A 22129-nucleotide genomic window follows, 5' to 3' on the forward strand; every position below is an offset into this window, starting at 1 on the left:
TTTTAGAACTGCGGCCGGTTATGTTGCCCTTGTAGACTAGAAGAGGATGGTTTTCCTGCAACCGTGCAGGGGTGGTTTTTTGCTGGTATAGCGATTATCGTAGGCGACCAGTTGGAGGGATTGGCAGAGCAGCCTGAACCTGGACGAGATGGTCGATGACGCAACTCCATACTGCCCGGCCAAATCCTGCTGTTTAACCGCTTTTTCGTTTTCCAGCCTGCTAAAAGCATATATCACCGTGGCGGCCCAGACCGCTGTTTTGCGAATGGACGGCTGCTCTTTGGAGCAAAAGTCATACCAAAGTTTAAGGGCTCCCTTCTGCTGTTTGGGTCCATAACCGAGCGCTTTAAGTCCGTCCTGGACCCGGTCGGCTACCGCCGCATAGCCGGGTTCCGGCCAGGAGTAAAACGCAAGCGGCGCGGTCATTCCTTCGGCCGGCCGTTCCCGGCGGCGGCCTATGCTCTCTACAATATTCTCCTGAAACAGGGCGATTAACATTCTCCTGGCTTCCTGCATAAACCCCGTTGTTGCGACAGTTATGACCATAAACTTTGGTGTCAGGAGCAGGTGGCCTATTACCACCCGCAGCGGCTTTTTTCCGCAAGACCGGCCCAACAGGGCGGCAGCCGCCTGTCTGAACCCCCCTGACGAATCATAGAGATCCCGGAGCAACGTGAAGTCACCCGATTGATTAATCTTTTCCAGGGCTTCCTGCCAGTTTTCCACGGCAAATACGGCCATGCGCTCCAGCCCGCTTTTCCCCGGACTGTCTTGATCCTGCTGCGCTCCTGAGGCGCCAAGCTCCAGGACGTAGGCGTTGATTTTATGTGCTCTTTCTTTCAGGTAGCTTCTCCAGCCCCGGGCCTTAGTCCTTCGCTTGTCAAAATACTCCTGCCGGTCCTGGTACAGGTAATTAAGGAGCGCTTCCTTACAGTTACCGGGCAAGGCCAATCCGCTGGTAGAAAACTCGTATTCCTCTCCCACCTTGAGGACCCTCATCAGGAGGATGCTTCCCGATTCTATTTCAGATGCCGCGTTCACATCGTGCACGCGGATTACCCCGCGACCGAGTAATTCCCTGATCAACAACCCTTCACCGGGCAGGGCCATGGTTACCTCGTAGAGAGATATGGGAGAATTGGCCCAGTCCCTGGCCAGCCCGGAACCTTTTTCCCCCAGGTCTTGGAGGTTTTCCTGCCAGAATGTTTCAATCACCGTCTTGCCGCTGGACAGTTTATAATCAAAGATAAACCATTCAAAGCAGCGTTCCATGGTGAAGTCATCATAGCGATCAACCAACTGCTGGTCCATACAGCCCAGGTACAGGTCCTGTGCCCGTGCCGCTTCCCAGGCAAAGAAGGGCTGGTCTGCAAAATCACCGAGCCTGCGGCGTAAATCCTGCCCGGTGTGACGCCACCTGATCTGGTCAAGAGGGAAGACTTTCCGGCTGCAGCAGTGAAGGTAGGGCTTTCCGCTGCCGCACGGACATGACTTTTCGGTTCCGGACATGAGAACACCTCCCCATATAAGTTATGCCTGAGTAGCAATTATTCTTGACCAGATCGACTATTATTTATATCACATATGAAATTATTTCTCAATGGTGATCCGGCCGTTATCGACCTCCACTTTCAAATTAAAAAAATTCAGCGATGAGAGGGGTATATAGGTTATTTCATTTTTATGAAGAAGGGGAGTTGCCTCCGTCACTACTTGTCCGCCGGATAAAACCCGCCCGTCTTCTCCGGGATAAAAGAGCGCTTCCGATCGGGTATCTGCCACCTTGACGCTGCCGTCAGAAGACTGCCAGTCAACCCGGTAGCCCAGCGCCTCAAAGACAAACCTGAGCGGCAGATATATTGTGTCGCCCTGCTGCAGCGGCGCCTGCGAAAGCTTAACGGCGCTTCCGTTAACAATGGCCTCCGTCCCGCCGTCCTCAAGGATAACCGTTGTTTTGTCCGGAGGGTTTAACCAATTTTTAGCCGCTTCCAACTGAAGCTCCGGGGTCAGTACCTGGATGTCCGGAGCTAAGCCCGTATGGTCAATAACTCTGTCATTCGGGGTATGATAGTTGGCTGTGGTCAGTTTTAAAGCCCCTCCGGCTTGCAGTGGAATGACGGTCTGGACCGTCCCTTTACCAAAGGTCCTGTCGCCGATCAGTGCCCCCACGCCGTAATCCTGCAGGGCGGCGGCCAGGGCTTCCGACGCGCTGGCGCTGGCTCCGTTGACCAGGATTGCCACAGGCATACCTTCGGCAACCATATTGCCTTTGGTATAGTAACTCTGACGCTCATTATTGCTGTCGACGATACTGACTACCACCCTGCCTTTCTCCACAAAATCCCCGGCTATTTGGACGGCCGCTTGGAGATAGCCGCCCGGGTCGTTCCTCAGGTCCAATATCAACTTCTCCGCACCCTTTTGTTTCAACGTAATGAGAGCTTCTTCGAAATCATCAGCGGTACTGCTCCCAAAGATATCGATATTAATATAGCCGATACCACCATCAAGAAGCTCCCCCTGTACGGAAGGCAAATTGATGCTGGAGCGAAGCAGCTCAACATCAAAGTCGTCCCTTCCATCCCTCCGTATGGTCAACCGTACTCTGGTCCCTTCCGGTCCCCGTATTTTCTGGACGATATTGGGAAGTGATTCTTCAGCTATATCGTTCCCGTCAACTTTAATGATGATATCACCGGCACTGATCCCGGCGTTTTCAGCCGGGCTGCCTTCGATGATACGAAGTATGCTGGGATAGCTGTAACCGGGCGCGACTTCAATACCCACCCCAACAAATGTGCCTTGCAAGGAATTGCTGAATTCCTCCAACTCGTCCGGCTTCATATACACTGTGTAGGGATCTTCCAAAGTATCGACAAGCCCGTTGATGGCTCCGTCGTACAGTTCCTCCTCCTGCGGGCTGCTGATGTGCAGCTCATGGACGTACTCCAGGATCTCCTCAAAAGCGCCGGCCGATGAAGCGCCGGCCAGGGGCGGACCTGCCATCCAACAGGTCAGGAACAATGCCATGCACAGAACCCACCGGGCTCTTTTGCTCAATTGGATCACCTCACTATTTTTATCCGCTCTATTCTCCCTCGGCCAGGCAAAGTCCTGCAAGTTTTTCCTGCGCTCCAATATTAGGGTAGAGAAGGTATTTCGGGTCCAACCGGTGAAATAATATAAAAATGCTTAGAAAGGTGTTAATAACTGTGCCTCCAGAAATTATGATCATTATTGACGGCAACAGCCTTGTCCACCGCGCTTATCACGCCATACCCCTTCTCTCCACCAGTCAGGGGCTGGCAACTAATGCTGTCCTCGGTTTTACCAATATGCTTCTCAAGGTACTGGCCGAAGAAAACCCCGGCCTCATTGCTGTTGCCTTTGACAAGGGGCGGGTAACTTTCCGCCACACCGACTTCGAAGACTACAAGGCCACCCGCAGCCCTACACCTGAGGACCTGCGGCCCCAGTTTCCATTATTAAAAGAAGTCCTGCAAGCAATGCGCATACCGGTTTTTGAGATTGACAATTTTGAGGCTGACGACCTGATTGGAACACTCTCCGCACACGCCGAGCAGGCCGGGATTAAAAGTATTATTCTGACCGGCGACCGGGACGCCCTCCAGCTTGTATCTCCGCTAACCAGCGTTAAACTCACCCGGAAGGGCATCAGTGAATTGGAGGAATACGACGAAGGAAAGGTCTGGGACAGATTCGGCATAACTCCCCTGCAGTATACCGACTTTAAGGGACTGACCGGTGACCCGTCGGACAATGTCCCGGGCGTCCCGGGCATTGGTGAAAAAACAGCCTCACGGCTGCTCAAAGAATACGGCAGCCTGGAGTCGCTCCTCTCCGCAGCCGGTGAAATTACCGGTCGGACCGGAGAACAGGTCAGAGCTTTTAGGGAACAGGCGGCGTTGTCTAAAAAGCTAGTAACGATCCACCGGGAGGCGCCGATAGACATCGACCTGGAACAATGCCGGTGGAAGGGTCCGGACTACAAGGAACTTCTGGAGATATTTAAGAAGCTGGAATTCAAATCCCTGATTAAGTCCATTTACCGGGATGACGGGGTAACGGGGAGGAAAAAAAGGGAGGGCTTACGCAAATCCAGCGCCGCCCAGCAGGCCTTTCCGGAACCTGATCTGGAAACCTACCCTGTCGATTTTCAGAGTCTGCTCACTCCAGCCAGCCTCAAGAGCTTCGTTAAAGCAACTCAAAAGTCGGGGCTGGTGACTTTAGCCGCCTCAGGCGACGCCAGGGGGAATGTGACCTCGTTGGGATTTGCCCTCAAAGGAGATAAAACCTACTGCCTGAACTTGCAACCAGTCGAAGCAGACTGTCAGGATGAAGCCGCCGGCGAGAATCTCACTTTGTTTTCCAATACAGCCGCAACCAGCCCGGACAATTTTAACTCGAAAGCTATGGAGGCCTTGAAGGTTGTTTGCGAGGACCCCAACGTCAAAAAATACTGCCATAACGGCAAGGAAACCATCTGGCTGCTGCAGCGCAGCGGCATCGGCTTCAAGCACCTGGCTTTCGACACCATGATCGCTGCGTACCTGCTCAACCCGGCTAACCCCAACCGCGAACTTGAGGATGTCTCTTTGGAACATTTGAGCGAGGTACTGCCCAGGGGCAAGGACCAGCTCCCTGCCAGGGCGCATTGCATCCTGCAATTGGTTGAGGTGCTGGACAATAAGCTGAAGCTCCAGGAACAAGACCGGCTTTTCTATGACGTGGAGATGCCTCTGGTTGCAATCCTGGCCAGCATGGAAATCGAAGGGATCACGGTAAATAAAAGCAAGCTGGAAGAAATGTCAAGAGATTTGGGCAGCTTGATTGACAATCTGGCGGGCGCCATTTACCGGCTGGCCGGCCAGGAATTTAATATCAACTCACCCAAACAGCTGGGCAAAGTCCTGTTTGAGGATTTGAAGCTCCCTGCGGGTAAAAAAACCAAGACCGGTTATTCTACCGATGCAGAGGTATTGGAGGAACTAGCCATGGCCCACGAGGTGGTAGCCAAAATTTTGGAGTACCGCCAGCTGGTAAAGTTGAAGTCAACCTACACCGACGGGCTGGCAGCTCTGACCAACCCTAAAACCGGCCGCCTGCACACTACTTTTCACCAGACGGTTACCGCGACCGGGCGGTTGTCCAGTTCAGAGCCTAATTTGCAGAATATACCGATCCGTCTGGAGGCAGGACGCCTGATCCGCAGGGCTTTTACTGCCTCCAAGCCGGAGAACCTGCTTTTGACTGCAGACTACTCGCAGATTGAGCTGCGCATACTGGCTCATGTAAGCGGTGACCCGGTGCTGATTAATGCCTTCAATAACGGGGAAGATATCCACACCAGGACTGCCGCGGAGGTCTTTGACGTCTCCCCGGAGGACGTGACGCGGGAGATGCGCAGCCGGGCCAAAGCCGTTAATTTCGGTATCGTCTACGGCCTGAGCGATTTCGGCCTGAGCAGGGACATCAAGGTATCCCGCCAGGAGGCCAGACGGTATATTGACAGCTATTTTGCCCGTTATGCCGGAGTTAAGAACTACATCGAGCGGGTGATCCGCGAAGCGCGGGAAAAGGGTTATGTTACCACTCTTTTAAACAGGCGCCGCTACTTGCCCGACCTCTTCAGCCCCAACCGCACTCTGCGTAATTTCGGTGAGAGGACGGCCATGAACACCCCTATCCAGGGCAGCGCCGCGGATATCATCAAGCTGGCCATGGTCAATATCCACCGCGAGCTGGGCGAACATGGCTTCACAGCAAAAATGCTCCTCCAGGTGCACGATGAGCTTATTTTTGACGCTCCAGCAGGAGAAATAGACGGGCTGAAGGAGCTGGTCAGGCACTGCATGGAAAATGCCCTGGTCTTGGACGTACCGCTCACCGTCGATATTAAAATAGGGCCAAACTGGTACGACGTAAAAAGGGTCTAAGGAGATGACATAATGCCGGAACTTCCCGAAGTGGAAACCGTCAGGCGGACACTTGAGCCCAAACTTGCGGGGCTCAAGTTTACTGCTGTCCAGATACTGATGCCCAAGGTTATCAAAACCCCGGACCCTGATCAGTTCAAAGAAATTATCCTGGATAAAAAAATAATAAAGATCAACAGGCGCGGCAAATACCTGCTTTTACACCTCAGCGAAAAATACACCCTCCTGGTACACCTGCGCATGACCGGCAGGCTTACTTATTCAGAAAAAGAAGCGCCTGTAGCCAAGCACACCCATGTTATCTTTACGCTGAGCAACGGTTGCCAGCTCCGCTTTTGTGATACCCGCCAATTTGGAAGGCTGTGGATGGTCCCCGTGCCTTCCCTGGAAGAACTGGCCGGATTCAAGGACTTGGGTGTTGAGCCCCTGGACGACCGTTTCACCAGGGATTACTTAAAAAAAGAGCTGCGCCGCCGGCATGCCCGGATTAAGCCACTGCTGCTTGACCAAACCTTTATCGCGGGACTGGGCAACATCTATACCGATGAAGCGCTGCACCGCGCCAGGATCAATCCGGAACGCCTCTGCACAACATTAACCCCCCGCGAAATCGCCCACCTCTATCATGCTATCCAGGAGGTGCTCCAGGAAGGCATCGAAAACCGGGGTACCACAGTGCGGGACTTTATTGACGGCAACGGCCGGGCCGGCGGCTACCAGGAACTGCTGCGGGTCTACAGCCGGGAGGGTGAACCCTGTCCCCACTGCAACAGGCCCATCGTCAGGAAAAAGGTGGGCGGCCGCAGCTCCTACTACTGTCCCTTCTGCCAAAAAATTTAGTCTTTCGTTGGCTATATTCCAAACCGGGGAATCCTTCGAAGATGTCAGTAACCAACTGCTCCAAGCCTCCATAGATTAAAAGGGAATGAACCCTTTTGGCAGGAGGCAAAGAACATTGGAAATACCTTTATATATCCTTTTTGCCCTGGCGCTGAATGTTGACTCCTTTAGCACCGGTCTCACTTACGGGGTAAAAGCGATAAAAGTTCCACCTCTGTCGCTTTTAATTATCAGCCTGGTTTCCATGCTCTCAATCGCCATATCAATGGCCGCCGGTCGGCTTCTGGCGGCAAACATTCCGGCTCCCCTGGCTTACCGTCTGGGGAGCGCCTTGCTCCTTTTGATTGGCTTTTGGATACTATTTCAAACCCTATGGAAGAAACAGTTAAAAAGTCGCCTTTCTCCTGAACACCCCTCAGCCAAAAGCGTTGAAATAAGGCTCCGCCCCTTCGGCCTGGTCATCCAGATCCTCAAGGAACCGGCCCGGGCTGACTTTGACAGTTCCGGGGTGATCTCCCCGCGCGAGGCGCTCATCCTGGGGACCGCACTGGCGATGGACGCCTTTGTAGCCGGGTGTGCCGTTTCCCTGCTTGGTTTTTCCATGCTGATCACCGCGCCGGCCGTGGGTCTCGGGTATTTCTTATTGGCCTGCCTCGGAATAGCCGCCGGCCGCAGCAACAGAGCCAGCCTGCTGGAACGGCAGCTCACCGCCCTGCCGGGCTGCATCCTGATTCTGCTGGGACTTCTAAAAATCTGCTGAGCCTTGGAGCGGCGCCACGGTAGAGAATCAAAACCAGCAAATCTGCAACGTTATTTTCGGGGTTGTAAATATTCTTGGAGGAACAATAATAGTCGAAGAAGAAATAAAAAGGGAAGATTTAGGGAGGTTGTCATGCCGGTTATCGGGCTTACAGGAAACATTGGGAGCGGGAAAAGCAGTGTGGCCCGCCTTCTGCGTGATTTAGGGGCGAAAGTTGTCGACGCCGACCAGGTCGCACGGGAAGTTGTGCTGCCCGGCGCCCCGGCCCTGGCAGAATTGACAAGAGAATTTGGGCCTGACATCCTGGACCCGGCTGGTTCGCTGGACCGTAAAAAAATGGGTTCAATTGTTTTTGCCGATCCCCGGGCCAGGGCCCGCCTAAACCAGATCACCCACCCCCGCATTAAGGAGGCAATCGACCGTGTCATCACCTGTTTCAGGCAGGACCCGCATGCCTCTTCTCCTGCCGGGGTACTGGTCATCGAGGCCCCCCTGCTGATTGAAGTGGGACTGGACCGGGATGTTGATGAGGTATGGGTGGTAAAAGTTGACGAGGACAAGCAGGTCGAGCGGCTGGTTGAAAGAGACGACCTGACCGACCAGGAAGCCCGCAGCCGGATGGACGCACAGCTTCCTCAGGCCGTTAAGCTAAAGTACGCCAAAAGAGTCATAGATAACAGCGGTGATTTTTCAGCCACGAGAAAACAAGTGGAACATAACTGGGATGAATTCCAAAAAAAACATCTCTAGGGTAAGCGCAGCATATAAACATTATATAAGCTCAAAAATCTAAGCGGAGTGATATGTTTGTCGGCAGTGTCTCGCAAAAGGATCAACAAGAAGAAGATGCAACGCAGAATACTCCTTATTTTTCTCTTACTGCTGGCAATACTCAACTTTGACAGCATCGTCCGTTTTTTTAACCCGCTCCCTTATCATGACACCATAACCTTTTACGGCAAGGTCTACAATGTGGACCCTGCGCTGATTGCGGCTGTGATTAAAGCTGAAAGCAACTTCAACAGCAAAGCGGTTTCGGTGCGGGGAGCCAGGGGACTGATGCAAATTATGCCCGAGACCGGCCTCTGGGCAGCCAGCCAGACGGGTGAATCTGCATTTGACAGCGAATTTCTTTTCGACCCGGAAACCAACATCAAGCTCGGGACCTGGTATCTTTCCGACCTGGGCAAAGAGTTCGACGGCAGTACCGTTCTGATTCTCGCGGCTTATAACGGAGGGCGCGGGAATGTCAAAGACTGGCTTGCAGGAAAGACCCTGATTAACCCCGAAGCCTCCATTTCCCAGATCCCTTTTCCTGAAACCAGACACTATGTGAAAAAGGTTTTACTTTATTACCGGCTCTACAGCTACTTATACAAGTAGGGAGGCTTATTTAGCCTCCCTACCGCACGCTCAGCGGGCAAACACGTGCCTGCCGATTTGGGTCACGATTGGCCGGGACCATACCCACTGGCTGCTGGACTTGGCCGGGTTCCAGAAGTAAAGGGCCCCGCCGGTGGGATCACTGCCGTTTAAGGCTTCAATTGCAGCATTCATCGAGTCCCGGCTCAAGGGCCTCTGGAACTGGCCGTTGCTGACCGACTCGAAAGCGTCTCGTTCATAGATAACCCCCGGGATAGTGTGTGGAAACTCACCGCTTTCGGTCCGGTTCAAGATAACAGCGCCTACCGCTACCTTGCCCTGATACGGTTCGTCGGCAGCCTCACCCTCGATAACCTGGGCCAACAGGTTGACACTGGCGCGGTCCACCTGGCCGCCTCTGGAGGTTTCGGGAACCCCGCTCCGGCCGGCTTGCGCCGGTTGCTGCACGTCCCCGGACAGCTCTTCCGGCGGCGCAGAAATAATCTGCTGCTCCTCTTTAACCGGTTTCATGATTTTCTGAAGGGCTGCTCCCTGATGCAGCAACAGAGCGGCCGGAAGCAACATTACACATGCTGCCAGGCATATACCCATCTTAGTTTGGTCATATTGTCTGCAAAGCTTGCCTATTACTATCTTAAGCTGTTCAAGTTTAATACGCTTGCAAACCTTCAACAATCTCATTAAATCCAACCTGATATGGTTCATTAGCTTGGATATCTTCATATCATATCACCCCATTTTCATTTTCCCGGGGACTTTATGAGTATAACCTAAGGATTTATGATAGTCAAAGGTAATATTTGAGACAAATTAAAATTACAGCTGATAGACTGTTTTTCAAGCAACTTTGAAAACATCAACTAAAGAACTTAAGATAGAATTCATTTGTTCTTTCTAATTCAATCAAATACAAAAAATATGTAGGTGCGAATTCATTCGCACAAGACCTCAAAGGAATACAGTATAAATCCCTTAAACTGCTGGACAGAGCAAGTGTGATTAAATAACACTTCATCATAACTGGTTAAGACCAATATAATGTGAGATTAAAAAGCAAAGTTAGTTCATCTCAGCGCTTTTCCATTAAGGTAATCGAATTTCTTCCCCTGGTAAATATCCTTCTGCTCCAAATACTCCTCAATACGCTGTTTTACCAGCCACCAACTGACGCCCCAGTTGCTGAATAGAAGGCTGTCCTTGGGGCCGCGGCCAACCAGTCGCTGGATTACAACGGACGGCTCCAGGTAGGCCAAAAATTCCCCCACCCTTTCCACATAATCCTGCAATGATATAACCTCAAACTCTCCGCGCTCGAACATGTCACCAAGCGCTGTTCCCCGCACCACATACAGGGAATGTAGTTTTACATATTCCACACCGAGGGCGGAAAGGATTTTAGCGTTTTCCACAGTGTCGGCCAGTTCGTCCCAGGGCAGATTCAGGATCAGGTGCGCACAGGCAGCAAACCCGTGTTTTTTGATCCTCAGTACGGCATCGATAAACTCCGCCAGGGTATGTCCCCGGTTGACCCTGGCCAGGGTGCGATAGTTAACCGTCTGCAGGCCAAGCTCAATATTGATATCCACACCATGGTCTTCCTTTACCGCATACAAAAAATCCAGGTAACTGTCGTTTACACAGTCAGGCCTGGTTGAGACGGATATGCCCACCACGTCCTGGTCCAAAGCGTCCAGAATATTTGCCTTGAAGCGGTCAAACGGCAGGTATGTATTGGTGAATGCCTGAAAGTAAACAATAAATTTTCCGGCATTGTATCGTTTGCGAAAGAACGCTTTATTCATGGCCACCTGCTGTCCTACTGCCAGATCATTGGACAAACACTCGAACCCTGAACCATCTTCATCGCAAAAGATGCACCCGCCCCAACCGACTTTTCCGTCACGATTGGGGCAGGTCCCAGGCAGGTTGACCGGGAGTTTGTATACCTTTTCTCCAAATTTCTTGACCAGGTGTTCTGAATACAGGTTGTAGCGGTTTTTCCCCATTGGCTCCCCCACCTTAATTGAAATATAAATTTATATTACCACGTGGATAATAGTTTGGAAAATCCAGCCTTTCCAGTCTGTGGAAGACAGCTTTAATCTTGCAATGCTTTGCCTCACAGGTTATTATAGACTAAGATTATTTTTGAGCGGCAAAATCTTTTATTTAGGTAAAGGGGAAAAGTGGCTGAGTGGTTAATGAAAATATGCTGTCCCGTTTCGCTTTAACCCTAAAGCTGTGCTGGCATTATATTGTTGCCCTCAGCGTGCTGGCAGCAGTGTTTTACCTTATATTTCCAACCCTGGCAGTTGTACCGGTAGTTCTGATCGTCTTTGTTTTATTCTTTTTCCGTAATCCTAAAAGGAATGTCCCTGACGACAAGAACTGTATTCTTTCTCCGGCGGACGGCGTGATTATGGAGATTGACGAGGTGATTGAAGACAGGTTTATCCAGGGTCCTGCTATACGCATCAGCATCTTTCTATCTATTCTAAATGTTCACCTCAACCGCTCCCCCTTGCAAGGTGAGGTAAGGTACAGGTACTATCGACCGGGCAAGTTTATCCCGGCCTTTAAAAGCCACGCCTCAGATATAAATGAGAAGAATTTTATAGGCATAGAAAGCGGCGATTTTAAAGTGCTGGTCTGCCAGATTACCGGGTTCATCGCCCGCCGTATTAAGTGCTGGGCGGACGAAGGGAAAAGGTTGGCAGTTGGAGAATTAATTGGTATCATAAAATTTGGCTCGGGTACTGAAATATTCATTCCTACCGGCTCTGATTTATATGTCAAAAAAGGTGATAAGGTCAAGGCTGGAGAAAGTGCCCTGGGAATGCTCCCGCCCGGCTTAGACGATAATAAATGATGGGGGTGAACATATGAGCAGGATGGAGATAATGCCAAACTTATGTACAGCCGCTAATTTACTGCTCGGCGTATCTGCCATCACCTCTGTAATAAACTACAACTTCCAGTTAAGCGTTGTCCTTATTGTACTGGCCGCCGTTTTGGACCGGGTTGACGGGATTTTAGCCCGCCGCTGCAACGCTGTATCGAATTTTGGCAAGGAGTTTGATTCTCTAGCCGATCTGGTTTCCTTCGGTGTGGCCCCCGCCGCTCTGCTCTACAGCAGTGCGCTGGCGCACCACCTTAGCACCCCGGGGTTGCTTTGCTTTTTGCTCTTCACACTGTGCGGCGCCCTGCGACTGGCCAGATTTAACGTAACACAGTCGACAACCTTTTTTCTGGGTGTCCCTATCACTGCTGCCGGCGCTATACTGTCTATACTGGTGCTCTTGGTACCCAGCACTCCTGCGGTGTTAATTCTCAGCATCATTTTGGCGCTCCTGATGGTAAGCAGCATTCGCATTCCCAAAATCTAAATCATTTAGGTACATATATTAACAATTATCGCAAAAGCGCCTGGATGTGGTCCAGGCGCTTTTATCTTTCTTTAGGTTTTTCTTTATTAGGCCCTCTGGATAAAGCTTGTAATATTATTCTTGACCAGATTCCCGGTCGTACTGAAGAACTCGTCCAGCTCATTATCTACGCTTGCCGCAGCTTTTTCAATGAGGAGCGCCACCTTTTTGGTGTCTATTTCCACTTTGTGTTTAAAGAACATTTGAAGCCTGTATTTTTCGGCCAGGGACTCTGCGTCGGCCTTATCTTGTTCAATTAGCCCGGCAAACTTTTCAACCCTGTAAGGTAATTTTATGTCATTACGTTTCCAAAGGTCGTGTAACATCTCGTTAACTTCGGATATTAAAACACGGTTGGCAAAGGCGCTCTTAAATCGTTCGCTGTAAAAATCACGCGAACTGACCAGCAGCTCAATACCCATTTCGACAATATTATGCGCCTTCCACCAGCCCATGGACAGCGGAATATTGCAGGCCTCCACAGTCTCTAAAATAAACGGCTTGGCCTTTTCAAAACAGTAACCCTTTTCAAAATCCAGGTATTTCTCATCCCCGTAGTAGTCGAGCCCTTTGGGCACAAACCCGTGGGTTAAAAGCGCCTTTCCAAAGTCTAGAAGAGTGTTGTGCTTCTTAAGAAAACTATATATTTCCTCCCCCTTGCTGTGCGACTCATAGTGATCAAAAAGACCCCCGCTAAGTATATCAGGCAGAATACTGCCCAGCGTAACGGGGTCCCCCTTTGTTCTGGTAATCCATTCAGCAAAGCAGATATGGGTCTGTGGATACAATTTTTTCTCCCCCCATAAAAAAACAGCGCCTCCGCCGCCAGTAATAGGTTGTTTTATTTAATCATTTGATAAAATTAGAATAACTTAAATTCTATCAAATTACAACACCTAGATTGGTTATTAAAAGAGGGAGTTTATCAAAAAGGCAAGACTTTCACTTGCTTAAAGAATATCTGTCTGGTATAATAACCTTTGCGAGTACAGGTAGTTCCCTCTCATTAAGGCTTCCAGTAAACATGTCGGAGTGGCGGAATAGGCAGACGCGCACGTTTGAGGGGCGTGTGGGTGACCGTGCGGGTTCAAGTCCCGCCTCCGACACCAGTTAAAAACCGCACATTGTTGGATGTTAAAATTTCTGTCTCATGAACCTGAATTGGGTCTGCGTACCAGTGGATGGTGATACGAGAAGCTTCTGGATCAAATTCCATTCGGCGAATAAATGTACGTATAAACTCCCTACGCTCTCGGTTAGTTCCATGTGCTAAGACCTGATCTAAACTTTGGACGTAATCCCTTAATCGAATAGTGTCTATTTTTTCTAAAGCTGGCTTGGACAGAGCCTGCTTTTCTTTTTGTTTTTCCATCTCGCTGATTTCTACTTTTCTCTGTTTAATGGCATCATTATAGAGCTCGATGTTTTCTCCTGATGCAACAGCTGCAATAAGATTTTTAATTTCAGCTTGTTTCTCAATAATAACCTTTTCAATTTTTTTAGCGGCCTGCCGGTACTCTTTGGTTTCAGCGTCAATTGCAGCCGATATCTTTTCTACCAGTGATTCTAATGCTTCAGGAGAAAACCTTAACCTAATTTGCTTAATTACTTCAGTTTCAAGCCAAATCTTATCCACCCTTACATCCTGGCAAGCCTCTCTTCCTTGATAGGTTATTGTACCACAGCGGTACTTGTTAGCGTGTCGCCCCCCTTGTATATAGCTCGCCATTCTTCCTCCACAAGCTAGGCAAACAAAGAAGTCCTCCCCATCATAATTTTTACCGGTGAATAGCCAGGGGCTGTCATGTAAGCGGGGCGGAGTTTTACTTCTTTGTTTTCTTCCACACAATTTCCGAGCTAATAATGCTTCTTCCTCAGTAATAATAGCAGGGTGTGCATTTGCAACTTTTACCCATTCGTCTTTATCTTTAAAACGTGTACCCTTGGCCTGTCTATCTTCACGATTCCAGAAGGCATAGCCGGCAGTCTGAAGCAGCCTGTCCTCTCTAAACAACTCACTAATAAAACTTACGCAAATTGGCCTTCCCTCAGGACTTTTCACTCCCTGGGAGTTCAAATATTCAACTATTGCTTTATGTGACATTCGCTTTTTTATTTTACACTCCAACACAATAGTTTTTAACAGCGGCCCCCATTCATCGTCAACCTCCCATAGTTGTTTATAAATTGGGAATCCTCGATGATCAACTCCGCGCTCTACTCGGATATTTCGAAAACCTGCTGGTGCACGACCGCCGTTTTTAAAACACCACCCTGTTTCCGGATCGCGCATTGCAATATTTCCTTTCATTTTTTCCAAAACATGTAATGAAGTTGCAAGACTTTCAGTTTCTGATCTGGTTTCATCTATTGACTCCATCCATTTCCCTTGAATCGTATTCGGGTCATACGGGCTTGTTACTGAAATAACCTGGATACCATGTTCCTCAAGACCAGCTTTTAAGATATTCGCTTTCCGTTTTCTGCGACAAAAACGAGTTGCATCATGTACTAAAAACAATGATACATGGGAATCGCGTTTTGCAAGCTCAAGCAGATATTCGAATCTAGGCCGTACTACATCGTCTCTGAATGCTGATTTACCGTCGTCGAATTCTTCAGCAATGATTTCAACATCATTTTGGGCCGCCCATTTTCGAATAGCTTCAAGCTGTGTTGGGATCGAAACTCCTTTCTCCATTTGCCTCGGATCAGAAACTCTGGCGTAAGCTACTGCGTACTTTTTTTTCGTTGTTTTTACTCTGCACATTTTTAGTCACCTCCTTTGCATAAGCTATCTAAAAGCTTCCCTTCTAATTGAGCTTCTTCCTGCCTACATATACATGATATTGAGCAAATAGTGAAAGAAGAATGTTCTCACGGCTTACCTTGAGCCCCGGTGGAGTTGGCTCCGGCTCCAGCACGTTTTTTATGACAATTATAGGCTGTTTATTATGTTTAGCACGTTTTGAGTTGCTGACAGACACATATGCCCCCCCCCGCTGTAAAGTTAAGTTTTAAGAAAGGAAAAGCCCTGGGTATATTACCCAAAACAAAGATGATTGATTTTAATCTAACACAATGTTAAAATTAATACGAAAGGTGGAAAATACTGTATGCTTATAGAAACTGCCGAGTGGCTTACCCAGGCCGAATATGACCTAGATACAGCAGATAGCCTTTACCAAGCCGGAAGGTATATCTACACTATCTTCATGTGCCATCTGGCAGTTGAAAAAACACTAAAAGCGCTTGTGGTTGAAAGAACAGGCAAAGTCCCACCCAAGACTCATAACCTTATTCAACTGATAAAACTTGGGCAACCTAGTCTTAACAATGAACAGACAAGGTTTGTTACCCGCTTAAGCCTAGCTGGAATTGTTACAAGGTATCCCGAGGAACTCAAAAAGGCATTGAGTGATTACCCGCCTTCAGTTACAAGGGATTACCTGAAGAGAGCAAAGGATGTGTTTAAATGCCTGAAACAACAAATAGGGTAGCTGAAATTGTTAAAGCCTATCTGATTGTTCTCAAAAAAAAAGGGATTCCTCTCCAAAGGGCATATTTATTCGGTTCCCAGGCAAAGGGCGCAGCCGGGCCTTATAGCGACATTGACGTAATCGTTGTTTCCCAAGCTTTTACCGGTATGCCACAGTGGAAAAGGTGGGAAATCCTTGGTGACGCACTGGCTGAAATAATGGAACCTATTGAAGTGCGGGGTTACGCGCCGAATGAAATCGACCAGGCGCAAAAACAAAAAGCCAGCTTAATTTACGAAGTGCTGACTGAACCCGGAACAATTGAATATAGAGTATAGCAAAATAAAGAGTATTCACCCGGCAGGTTTCCCCGCCGGGTATTTGAATATTTTAACGCATTTCTTCAGCCACGCTCTCAGGAATATACATTCGGTCGTCAGTATCGATATATGCTGCTGCCGGCATTATAAACGGAACTCCGTTTTTATATGCTTTTGCTGAACCATCAACAAACTGATATACATCAAAATAATCCTTACCACCCGTAGGGGGATCAGTAAACACAAAAACTTGTGGTATATATCCACCAGTCATCTCGAAGTACACCACGTCTCCATAACTCTCAGCATAGGCACGAATGGAAACCATACTAATTTCCTGCTGCTCATTGGGTGACATTGATTCTTCTGCCATTGCTGGCAAAACTAAAATAAACGTCATTATAGTTGCTAATAAAAACTTTTTCAAATTTTTCATCTCCAATCGTATAATATTAATTCCTTTGGCAATCATCCCACGGAACGGCAAAAAAAAGCTCCTCAAACACCCCCTTTATATACTGAAAAATAATAAGCATGCCTCCTGGTAGTTCATGCACTACAGGGGGCTTGTTTCACTGTGCCAGGCTGTTGACACCTGTCCCGTTAACCAACAATTGGGCAGTTATTGGACTTAATTGCTGCATATAAGAGCCACTTTTCGTTTGGGAAACACACACACAGTCGCCATCATCTGAACAGACCTCATGAAATGTGACAGTGTTATACTCGACTTGCACGGTAATGTTAGAAGCCGTAATATTATAATTTTTGGGCTCCTGATTTATTAGTTGGTCTGTAAACCAATCCAAGATATAAGCACCGTCCATAGCCCATAGTTCTTTAAAACTCGCCGTTGCTTTCTGTCTGCCTGATACATCCATCGATATAGTTTCATCACCTATTGGTGGCAAAGGTTGACCGAACGTAAATTCCGGGTTCTGCTTCGGATACGATAGATCCGCGCCTACTATGCGCCAACCCGTAATCCTGGTATACGCTGGTGCGCAGCCACCGGATGGAGGAAGCGGTGGTGCTACGGTAGTGCTGTAGTCTGGTTCCACCATGTTTTCGCTATACGCGATACTTTGCATCACTGGAGGCACCAGATTTGCCGTAACTATATCTGTCCACTTGGCTGTCCCGGGGGCACGGGACGTGCTGCCGTCCTGGCTGACAGCCTGGAAAGTCAGGCTGCCGGGAGTATTGTTGCTGGGCGGCGGGAGCTGCTGCTCCTGGACTATCAGCTGGGCATGGCCCTGCAGTGTCTTGCCGTTCACAGCGTAGGTTGCCGTAACCTGGGTAGCACCGGCAGATTTGCCGGTTGCCAGGCCATTGTTAGCGCCGATTATGGCAATAGAGCTGTTCGCAGTTACCCAGTTGCTGAAGTTAGTCACGTCTTGGCCGTTACCAGCACCCTGACTCTGTGAGTAGGTTGCGACGTATTGCTGCGTATCACCTACATTAATAATGGCCGATACCGGTGTTACCACAAGAAGATCGAGGTTGTCTAAAAGCATATTAGGCATTATCGGTACGGTGACGTAGTTTATCTGCCCGTTTTCACCATATCGCCACATCCTACCGATGCCCCAGGCCAGATCGGTTGGAGGCGCCAACACGTGAATGTATTGTTGGATGTTGTCCCAGAAGTCCTGGGTTTCAGAAGTGACGCCTTTTACCTGGTAGTTGTTTGCGTTGCTGGGGTCTGTATAGTACACCAGGATGCCCTGGCGGATGTTTTGGGCGTAAAGGTCGGTACCGTCGAGGCCGTTGTTGAAATCAACGGTGTAATTAGTGGTGACATCACTATTCCACCAAGGCTGATACACCCATTGCTGGTCCTCGAAATAACCGCTGTGCGATACGTCCGGAGGAAAAGCCACGTTGGTGTAGTCCTCGCCACTCAGGGTATATCCCAGGTACCGGCTCTGGCTGTCTTTAGTATCACCGTGGGGACCCCCATAGACTAGGCAGCCGAAATAGTTATCTCCTTTGAGATATTTGGACAGGATCGGGATAGAGACATAGTTAATGGAATCGCCTTTTTGGTTGTTTTGCTCGTAGTAAGCTCCTGAATTCTGAAGCGCATCATTTATAGCTGTCTGGGCGTCGATGAGCTGTCCGGCGACGGCCGGCAGCACGGCAGTCAAAAAAAGAAAGACTGCCGCAAGTGCGAACAATCTCTTGAACACCAAAATCACTCTCCCAATATTATTTTAATTACGTCCCTATTTTAGACGTTTTAGTATGACGACTTCTTCTTCCTGGGTGGAAAGCCGGCTGTCGATCTTCTTAATGTCAGCCCAAATATACTTAAGCTCATTTTTAATTTCTGCCTGACCTTGTTCAAGTGCCTTCTGACCTTGTTCGAGCGACTTTACGCTTTGATCGAGTCCCTTCTGGCCTTGTTCGAGCGACTTTACACTTTGCTCGAGTCCCTTCTGGCCATCCGTAAGCGCTTTCAGTTGTTCAAGCACAAGCCTTTGGAATTGTTCATTATCCATGTCTACCAACTCCCAACAATCACCCTAATAAGTATTTCCACGAGAACCTCGTTTTTCCTGCATCATGATTTATACCATACCGTGATCTGTATTCCGTAGCTGCCCCAAGAGGAACCCACGCAAACTTTCTTATCGGTAGTTTCCCAAAACTTATTGGTTAATTCCTGATTCCTTTCCGTCTTCTGCATCACGTAGGCCATCACATCATCAACAGCCTGGCTGTCAAGCTTCTGGCTGAGAATAGCTGCGGCATCCTTCCACTGACCTTCAAGGTCCCCTTTGGTCAGGTCGATGCCGAAACCAATTTCACAACGGTTAGGGTCACCTGGCCCAAAGTCATTAATATATTCTGGAATAACCAACTTCGTTTCTTTCGGGATCTGGTATCCGGCCCTTGTGGTGTACGTTTCACCCTGTACCACAGGCTGTCCCTGCTCATTCAGGTAATCAACCGCAACGCTCACGTCCGGCTGTGCTTCTCCGGCCGGCCAGCATACCACCGTCTGGCTGGCTGCATCCCATGCAACTTCATACCCCAACCCCTCGGCCACGTATCTAGCCGGCAGCATCGTGCGGCCGGGGTCAACCAGCATGGGTGCCACGTCGATGGCCTTCGCTACACCGTCGCTGGTGACTTGGGCCTTGCCAATCGTCATTTGTAGCATAGCCTTGGCCCCTTCCAATGTGGCCATCTGGCTTGGAGCATCCCAGGTGATATTTTCATCGGTCACGCCCAGTGCGTTGCCCAGATACCTTACCGGGACAAATGTCCGGTCGTTCTGGATGAACGGAGCTACATCCATTTGGACTCCAGGAGTTTGGTTATTGACCACATAGTATGGGTTGCCGATCCTAAACACCACAGACTTCACAAGATCGTTCTGCTGGCTGTAAACATTAACGGTTGTACTCTGGGTATCTGCTCTTGCTGCGTGAAGCCAGGGGAGAAAAATTATGCCCACTGCAACAATAATTACTAAAGCGAAAAATCTTTTCATTGAATATACTCCCTCCTTAAACTACTTGTTTAAATTTAACCTGCTACTAAACGCTTGAAGATATGTTTTTGTTTCTTTTCCTTTACCATCACCCCCAGCACAAACCAGTATAAAAATATAGAAGATTTACAATTAGTTATCGAACCAAATTGGTTAGAATTAATCGTAAACACTCGTATTTTTTCATTTGAGTGGCCCTTTCTTGCTCTCTAGCATGTCTGGGTACACCAATGCCAGGCAACCTGGGTATTTTTTTCTCACCTGAAAGCCTTTTTCTCTCCTGCTCAAAAATGCATTGTTCGACGCACAAAACTGTTCTAGAAACCAGCGGAGAAGCATTTTTATACACAATTTCCGGCACAACATAATTACCATTTTCATCTCTAAGATAAAGCACTACAATATTTTCCCTACAATCCCTCCACTGACCTTCACCTCTCTTCACTACTCTTACTGCGTTTTTCCGAGACATATTATATTGTTTTACAACCCGGCCGCAATCAATTAAAATAGCCGTAACAGTATTAGTTTTCATAGCTCCGTCCCTTCTCAAAACGGCAATATTAAACTAGGGTAGTTTTTACGCCCAGCCGACCCCCAGCTGTGCTCAATCAAATCGCAAAATAAATGATTAAAAGTCAAAGTATGCTATAAAATGATAATATGTCAAAATTGATTATTTGTCAATTTTAATTTATAATTAATCTAAAAATTTATCCGGAGTAATAAAATGGAAAATGATTTCGGTGTTCTATTACGTTCGATACGAAAAAGTAGAATGATGAGTCAAAAAGATTTAGCTGAAAAAGCTGGAATTGACCCTTCTCATCTTAATAAGATCGAAAAAGGTATAAATATGCCTTCTGATAAAGTTTTATTTAATCTTGCTGATGTTCTCGTTGCTGAAGAGCTTTTTACTGCTGCTGGCATGCTTATACCACCTGAGTTTGAAAAAAAACACCCTCTTAAAGAACCTATTAAATTTCCACAAGTGGAATACCCACAAGTATTAGAAAAAATGCATAATATATATTTAAATGAATTTCACAAGGCTTTCCATGAACGACTTGAAAAAGAAGATGAAATTGGTGTAATTATTAGGCTGATTAGTTCGACTAGAAGTGTATATCTTACATATGAAAAAGGTTTAGGCCAGACAGAAAATGAAAATATCAAGATTTTTGTGGAAACTGCTAATAATTTATTAAAATTATATGGACAGTTAGATGAATTACAATATAAAATGGGTGAAGACACTAGATATACTGAAGGTGAAGCTGCTGGTAAATGTATGGCATTACAAGATATATGGGAAGAGATACAGAGAAATATAAACTTTAACCTTAGTGGATTTCTTGCAGATATAATAAAATTAGATAAGAATGACGCCGAATTTATAGCAGATATAATAAACGTACGAAAAAGCAAAAAGCCCCCTACCGTTGAATAGGGGGCTTCACTTTTGACTGTTCAATAAAATTTAGAAGATCACCTTTTGTAACACGGTGTGTCTTATTAAATTTATACCCTTTTAATATTCCGGCAGCTATCCAGCGATAGACACTCCGTTTCGGGACATTTAAAATAGTTGCTACATCTGCAATAGTATAAAATTCTAACACCGTTTTATTAATATCTTCCACTTATCTAAACTCTCCTTTTTAATATTTACTAACATTTTTACCGCCTTATAAAAACTCGCCTTTTTCATTCACGCCCGGCGCATGGTCTCCACCGCAGTCATTTTCCCCTCCTTCCACTCCTGGCATATCTCCTGGAAGTTAGCCGGCACCACACAGCCAGGCCGGCCCAGACGCTTGCCGTTTGCTCTGGCTATTGCTATCCCTTCCTACTGCTGGTGTTGTCGATCGGTTCTCAATGCCTAATTTGTGCATTTTAAGGACCTTAAATTATTGGCGAAGCTCTGACTAAAAGACCGGCGCGAGCCGGATCAGGACGGCTGTTATCCGAGTAGTAGTTAGCCCATGCAATTCCAGATTGACAATTATATTGTTTTTGATATATTATATCAAGAACAATATATTATTCAGTGATGGTGATTCTTCAAGTGCCTAAGACAATAATTAACAATTTACATAAAAAACTAAGCAGTACTAAAAACATTATCATATCCCCAAAGTAGCTGCTAAAATTATTAGAAATATTATAATATTATATTGCTTGACGAATTTGGATTTAACTTGCCAGTAGACTACATACATAGGATATGGGCAAGTAAAGAAAGCTTTGGGAACTCAGGACAAAGTTTTCCAATAATGCCGAAAGAACACTCTTCTTTACTGTCCACAAGGGTAAATTTTTGCTAACCAACTGCTTCCGTAAGGATACCGATGACTAAAAATGAAATACGAAAATCTGAAAAAATCCTCAAAGAATTCTTAAAGTCCAAGGGGTGATAATAAAGGATAGTAAGACTTCGTAAGTACAAAAAAGCTTTAAATT

At 47.7% G+C, this 22129-nt stretch carries 22 protein-coding genes, 1 tRNA gene and 1 pseudogene; 12 read left to right on the plus strand and 12 right to left on the minus strand.

Annotation, left to right across the window (positions count from 1 at the left end):
• Window positions 1–36 precede the first annotated feature (36 nt).
• Both Psch_RS15695 and Psch_RS15700 read right to left on the minus strand, forming a co-directional pair.
• A complete protein-coding gene (locus Psch_RS15695) occupies window positions 37–1509 on the minus strand; it encodes a DUF7986 domain-containing protein (RefSeq protein WP_190258750.1) in 1473 nt (490 codons plus the stop codon).
• An 81-nt stretch (window positions 1510–1590) separates the two neighbouring features.
• Entirely contained in the window at window positions 1591–3030 is a 1440-nt protein-coding gene (locus tag Psch_RS15700) for a S41 family peptidase (protein WP_190258751.1), read from the minus strand.
• 182 nt (window positions 3031–3212) lie between these two features.
• Between Psch_RS15700 and polA the strand changes: the two genes are divergently transcribed.
• The 5 genes from polA to Psch_RS15725 all read left to right on the plus strand — a co-directional run bounded on the left by polA (window position 3213) and on the right by Psch_RS15725 (window position 8940).
• Window positions 3213–5957: a DNA polymerase I gene (gene polA, locus Psch_RS15705; RefSeq protein ID WP_190258752.1), complete on the plus strand. Its 2745-nt coding sequence runs from the start codon at window positions 3213–3215 to the stop codon at window positions 5955–5957.
• Window positions 5958–5969: 12 nt separating this feature from the next.
• Window positions 5970–6797, plus strand: coding sequence for a DNA-formamidopyrimidine glycosylase (mutM, locus tag Psch_RS15710; RefSeq protein WP_190258753.1), 828 nt, complete (start codon window positions 5970–5972; stop codon window positions 6795–6797).
• A 115-nt stretch (window positions 6798–6912) separates the two neighbouring features.
• The gene (gene ytaF, locus Psch_RS15715; protein ID WP_190258754.1) at window positions 6913–7557 is read left to right on the plus strand and encodes a sporulation membrane protein YtaF; all 645 of its coding nucleotides are present in this window, start codon (window positions 6913–6915) and stop codon (window positions 7555–7557) included.
• Between the two features lie 132 nt (window positions 7558–7689).
• Window positions 7690–8307 carry a dephospho-CoA kinase gene (gene coaE, locus Psch_RS15720; protein WP_190258755.1) on the plus strand — a complete coding sequence of 206 codons (618 nt, stop codon included), beginning with the start codon at window positions 7690–7692 and terminating at the stop codon, window positions 8305–8307.
• Window positions 8308–8373: 66 nt separating this feature from the next.
• Entirely contained in the window at window positions 8374–8940 is a 567-nt protein-coding gene (locus Psch_RS15725) for a lytic transglycosylase domain-containing protein (protein WP_243120756.1), read from the plus strand.
• A 30-nt stretch (window positions 8941–8970) separates the two neighbouring features.
• Here the strand turns inward: Psch_RS15725 and Psch_RS15730 are convergent, their stop codons facing one another.
• Entirely contained in the window at window positions 8971–9663 is a 693-nt protein-coding gene (locus Psch_RS15730; protein ID WP_243124150.1) for a cell wall hydrolase, read from the minus strand.
• 341 nt (window positions 9664–10004) lie between these two features.
• Window positions 10005–10946, minus strand: a complete 942-nt coding sequence (mnmL, locus tag Psch_RS15735) for a tRNA modification radical SAM protein MnmL/YtqA (RefSeq protein ID WP_190258756.1) — start codon at window positions 10944–10946, stop codon at window positions 10005–10007.
• 188 nt (window positions 10947–11134) lie between these two features.
• Between mnmL and Psch_RS15740 the strand changes: the two genes are divergently transcribed.
• Together Psch_RS15740 and pssA are read left to right on the plus strand one after the other, a co-directional pair.
• The gene (locus tag Psch_RS15740) at window positions 11135–11809 is read left to right on the plus strand and encodes a phosphatidylserine decarboxylase family protein (RefSeq protein WP_345789086.1); all 675 of its coding nucleotides are present in this window, start codon (window positions 11135–11137) and stop codon (window positions 11807–11809) included.
• A 13-nt stretch (window positions 11810–11822) separates the two neighbouring features.
• A complete protein-coding gene (gene pssA, locus Psch_RS15745; RefSeq protein WP_190258757.1) occupies window positions 11823–12326 on the plus strand; it encodes a CDP-diacylglycerol--serine O-phosphatidyltransferase in 504 nt (167 codons plus the stop codon).
• A gap of 86 nt (window positions 12327–12412) precedes the next feature.
• Here pssA and Psch_RS15750 read toward each other — a convergent pair whose 3' ends face one another.
• A complete protein-coding gene (locus Psch_RS15750) occupies window positions 12413–13153 on the minus strand; it encodes a hypothetical protein (protein WP_190258758.1) in 741 nt (246 codons plus the stop codon).
• Between the two features lie 238 nt (window positions 13154–13391).
• Between Psch_RS15750 and Psch_RS15755 the strand changes: the two genes are divergently transcribed.
• Window positions 13392–13474, plus strand: a tRNA-Leu gene (locus Psch_RS15755).
• Here the strand turns inward: Psch_RS15755 and Psch_RS15760 are convergent.
• Window positions 13453–15135, minus strand: coding sequence for a recombinase family protein (locus Psch_RS15760; RefSeq protein WP_190258759.1), 1683 nt, complete (start codon window positions 15133–15135; stop codon window positions 13453–13455). The genes Psch_RS15755 and Psch_RS15760 overlap by 22 nt on opposite strands.
• 346 nt (window positions 15136–15481) lie before the next feature.
• On the opposite strand from Psch_RS15760, the gene Psch_RS15765 reads away from it, so the two are divergent.
• Complete coding sequence (locus tag Psch_RS15765) at window positions 15482–15865, plus strand: HEPN domain-containing protein (RefSeq protein ID WP_190258760.1); 384 nt, start codon at window positions 15482–15484, stop codon at window positions 15863–15865.
• Window positions 15841–16182, plus strand: a complete 342-nt coding sequence (locus Psch_RS15770) for a nucleotidyltransferase domain-containing protein (protein WP_190258761.1) — start codon at window positions 15841–15843, stop codon at window positions 16180–16182. The genes Psch_RS15765 and Psch_RS15770 overlap by 25 nt, the downstream gene beginning before the upstream one ends.
• Before the next feature lie 52 nt (window positions 16183–16234).
• On the opposite strand, the gene Psch_RS15775 is transcribed toward Psch_RS15770, so the two are convergent.
• The 5 genes from Psch_RS15775 to Psch_RS15795 all read right to left on the minus strand — a co-directional run bounded on the left by Psch_RS15775 (window position 16235) and on the right by Psch_RS15795 (window position 20201).
• Window positions 16235–16651, minus strand: coding sequence for a hypothetical protein (locus Psch_RS15775; RefSeq protein WP_190258762.1), 417 nt, complete (start codon window positions 16649–16651; stop codon window positions 16235–16237).
• An 85-nt stretch (window positions 16652–16736) separates the two neighbouring features.
• Window positions 16737–18356 carry an Ig-like domain-containing protein gene (locus Psch_RS15780; protein ID WP_190258763.1) on the minus strand — a complete coding sequence of 540 codons (1620 nt, stop codon included), beginning with the start codon at window positions 18354–18356 and terminating at the stop codon, window positions 16737–16739.
• A gap of 36 nt (window positions 18357–18392) precedes the next feature.
• Window positions 18393–18668: an exodeoxyribonuclease VII small subunit gene (locus Psch_RS15785; protein ID WP_190258764.1), complete on the minus strand. Its 276-nt coding sequence runs from the start codon at window positions 18666–18668 to the stop codon at window positions 18393–18395.
• Window positions 18669–18730: 62 nt separating this feature from the next.
• Window positions 18731–19666, minus strand: coding sequence for a copper amine oxidase N-terminal domain-containing protein (locus tag Psch_RS15790; protein ID WP_190258765.1), 936 nt, complete (start codon window positions 19664–19666; stop codon window positions 18731–18733).
• Between the two features lie 136 nt (window positions 19667–19802).
• On the minus strand, window positions 19803–20201 hold the full coding sequence (locus tag Psch_RS15795; RefSeq protein WP_190258766.1) for a hypothetical protein: 399 nt from the start codon (window positions 20199–20201) through the stop codon (window positions 19803–19805).
• Window positions 20202–20396: 195 nt separating this feature from the next.
• Between Psch_RS15795 and Psch_RS15800 the strand changes: the two genes are divergently transcribed.
• Window positions 20397–21116 (plus strand): helix-turn-helix domain-containing protein, encoded by a 720-nt coding sequence (locus Psch_RS15800; protein WP_190258767.1) that lies wholly within the window; start codon window positions 20397–20399, stop codon window positions 21114–21116.
• Here the strand turns inward: Psch_RS15800 and Psch_RS15805 are convergent.
• Window positions 21103–21309: a helix-turn-helix domain-containing protein gene (locus tag Psch_RS15805; RefSeq protein WP_190258768.1), complete on the minus strand. Its 207-nt coding sequence runs from the start codon at window positions 21307–21309 to the stop codon at window positions 21103–21105. The genes Psch_RS15800 and Psch_RS15805 overlap by 14 nt on opposite strands.
• 611 nt (window positions 21310–21920) lie before the next feature.
• On the opposite strand from Psch_RS15805, the pseudogene Psch_RS21735 reads away from it, so the two are divergent.
• Window positions 21921–22025: pseudogene (locus Psch_RS21735) on the plus strand (hypothetical protein); the annotation flags it as partial.
• Between the last annotated feature and the right edge of the window lie 104 nt (window positions 22026–22129).

It is taken from the genome of Pelotomaculum schinkii, from assembly GCF_004369205.1.
Lineage (GTDB): Bacteria > Bacillota > Desulfotomaculia > Desulfotomaculales > Pelotomaculaceae > Pelotomaculum_C > Pelotomaculum_C schinkii.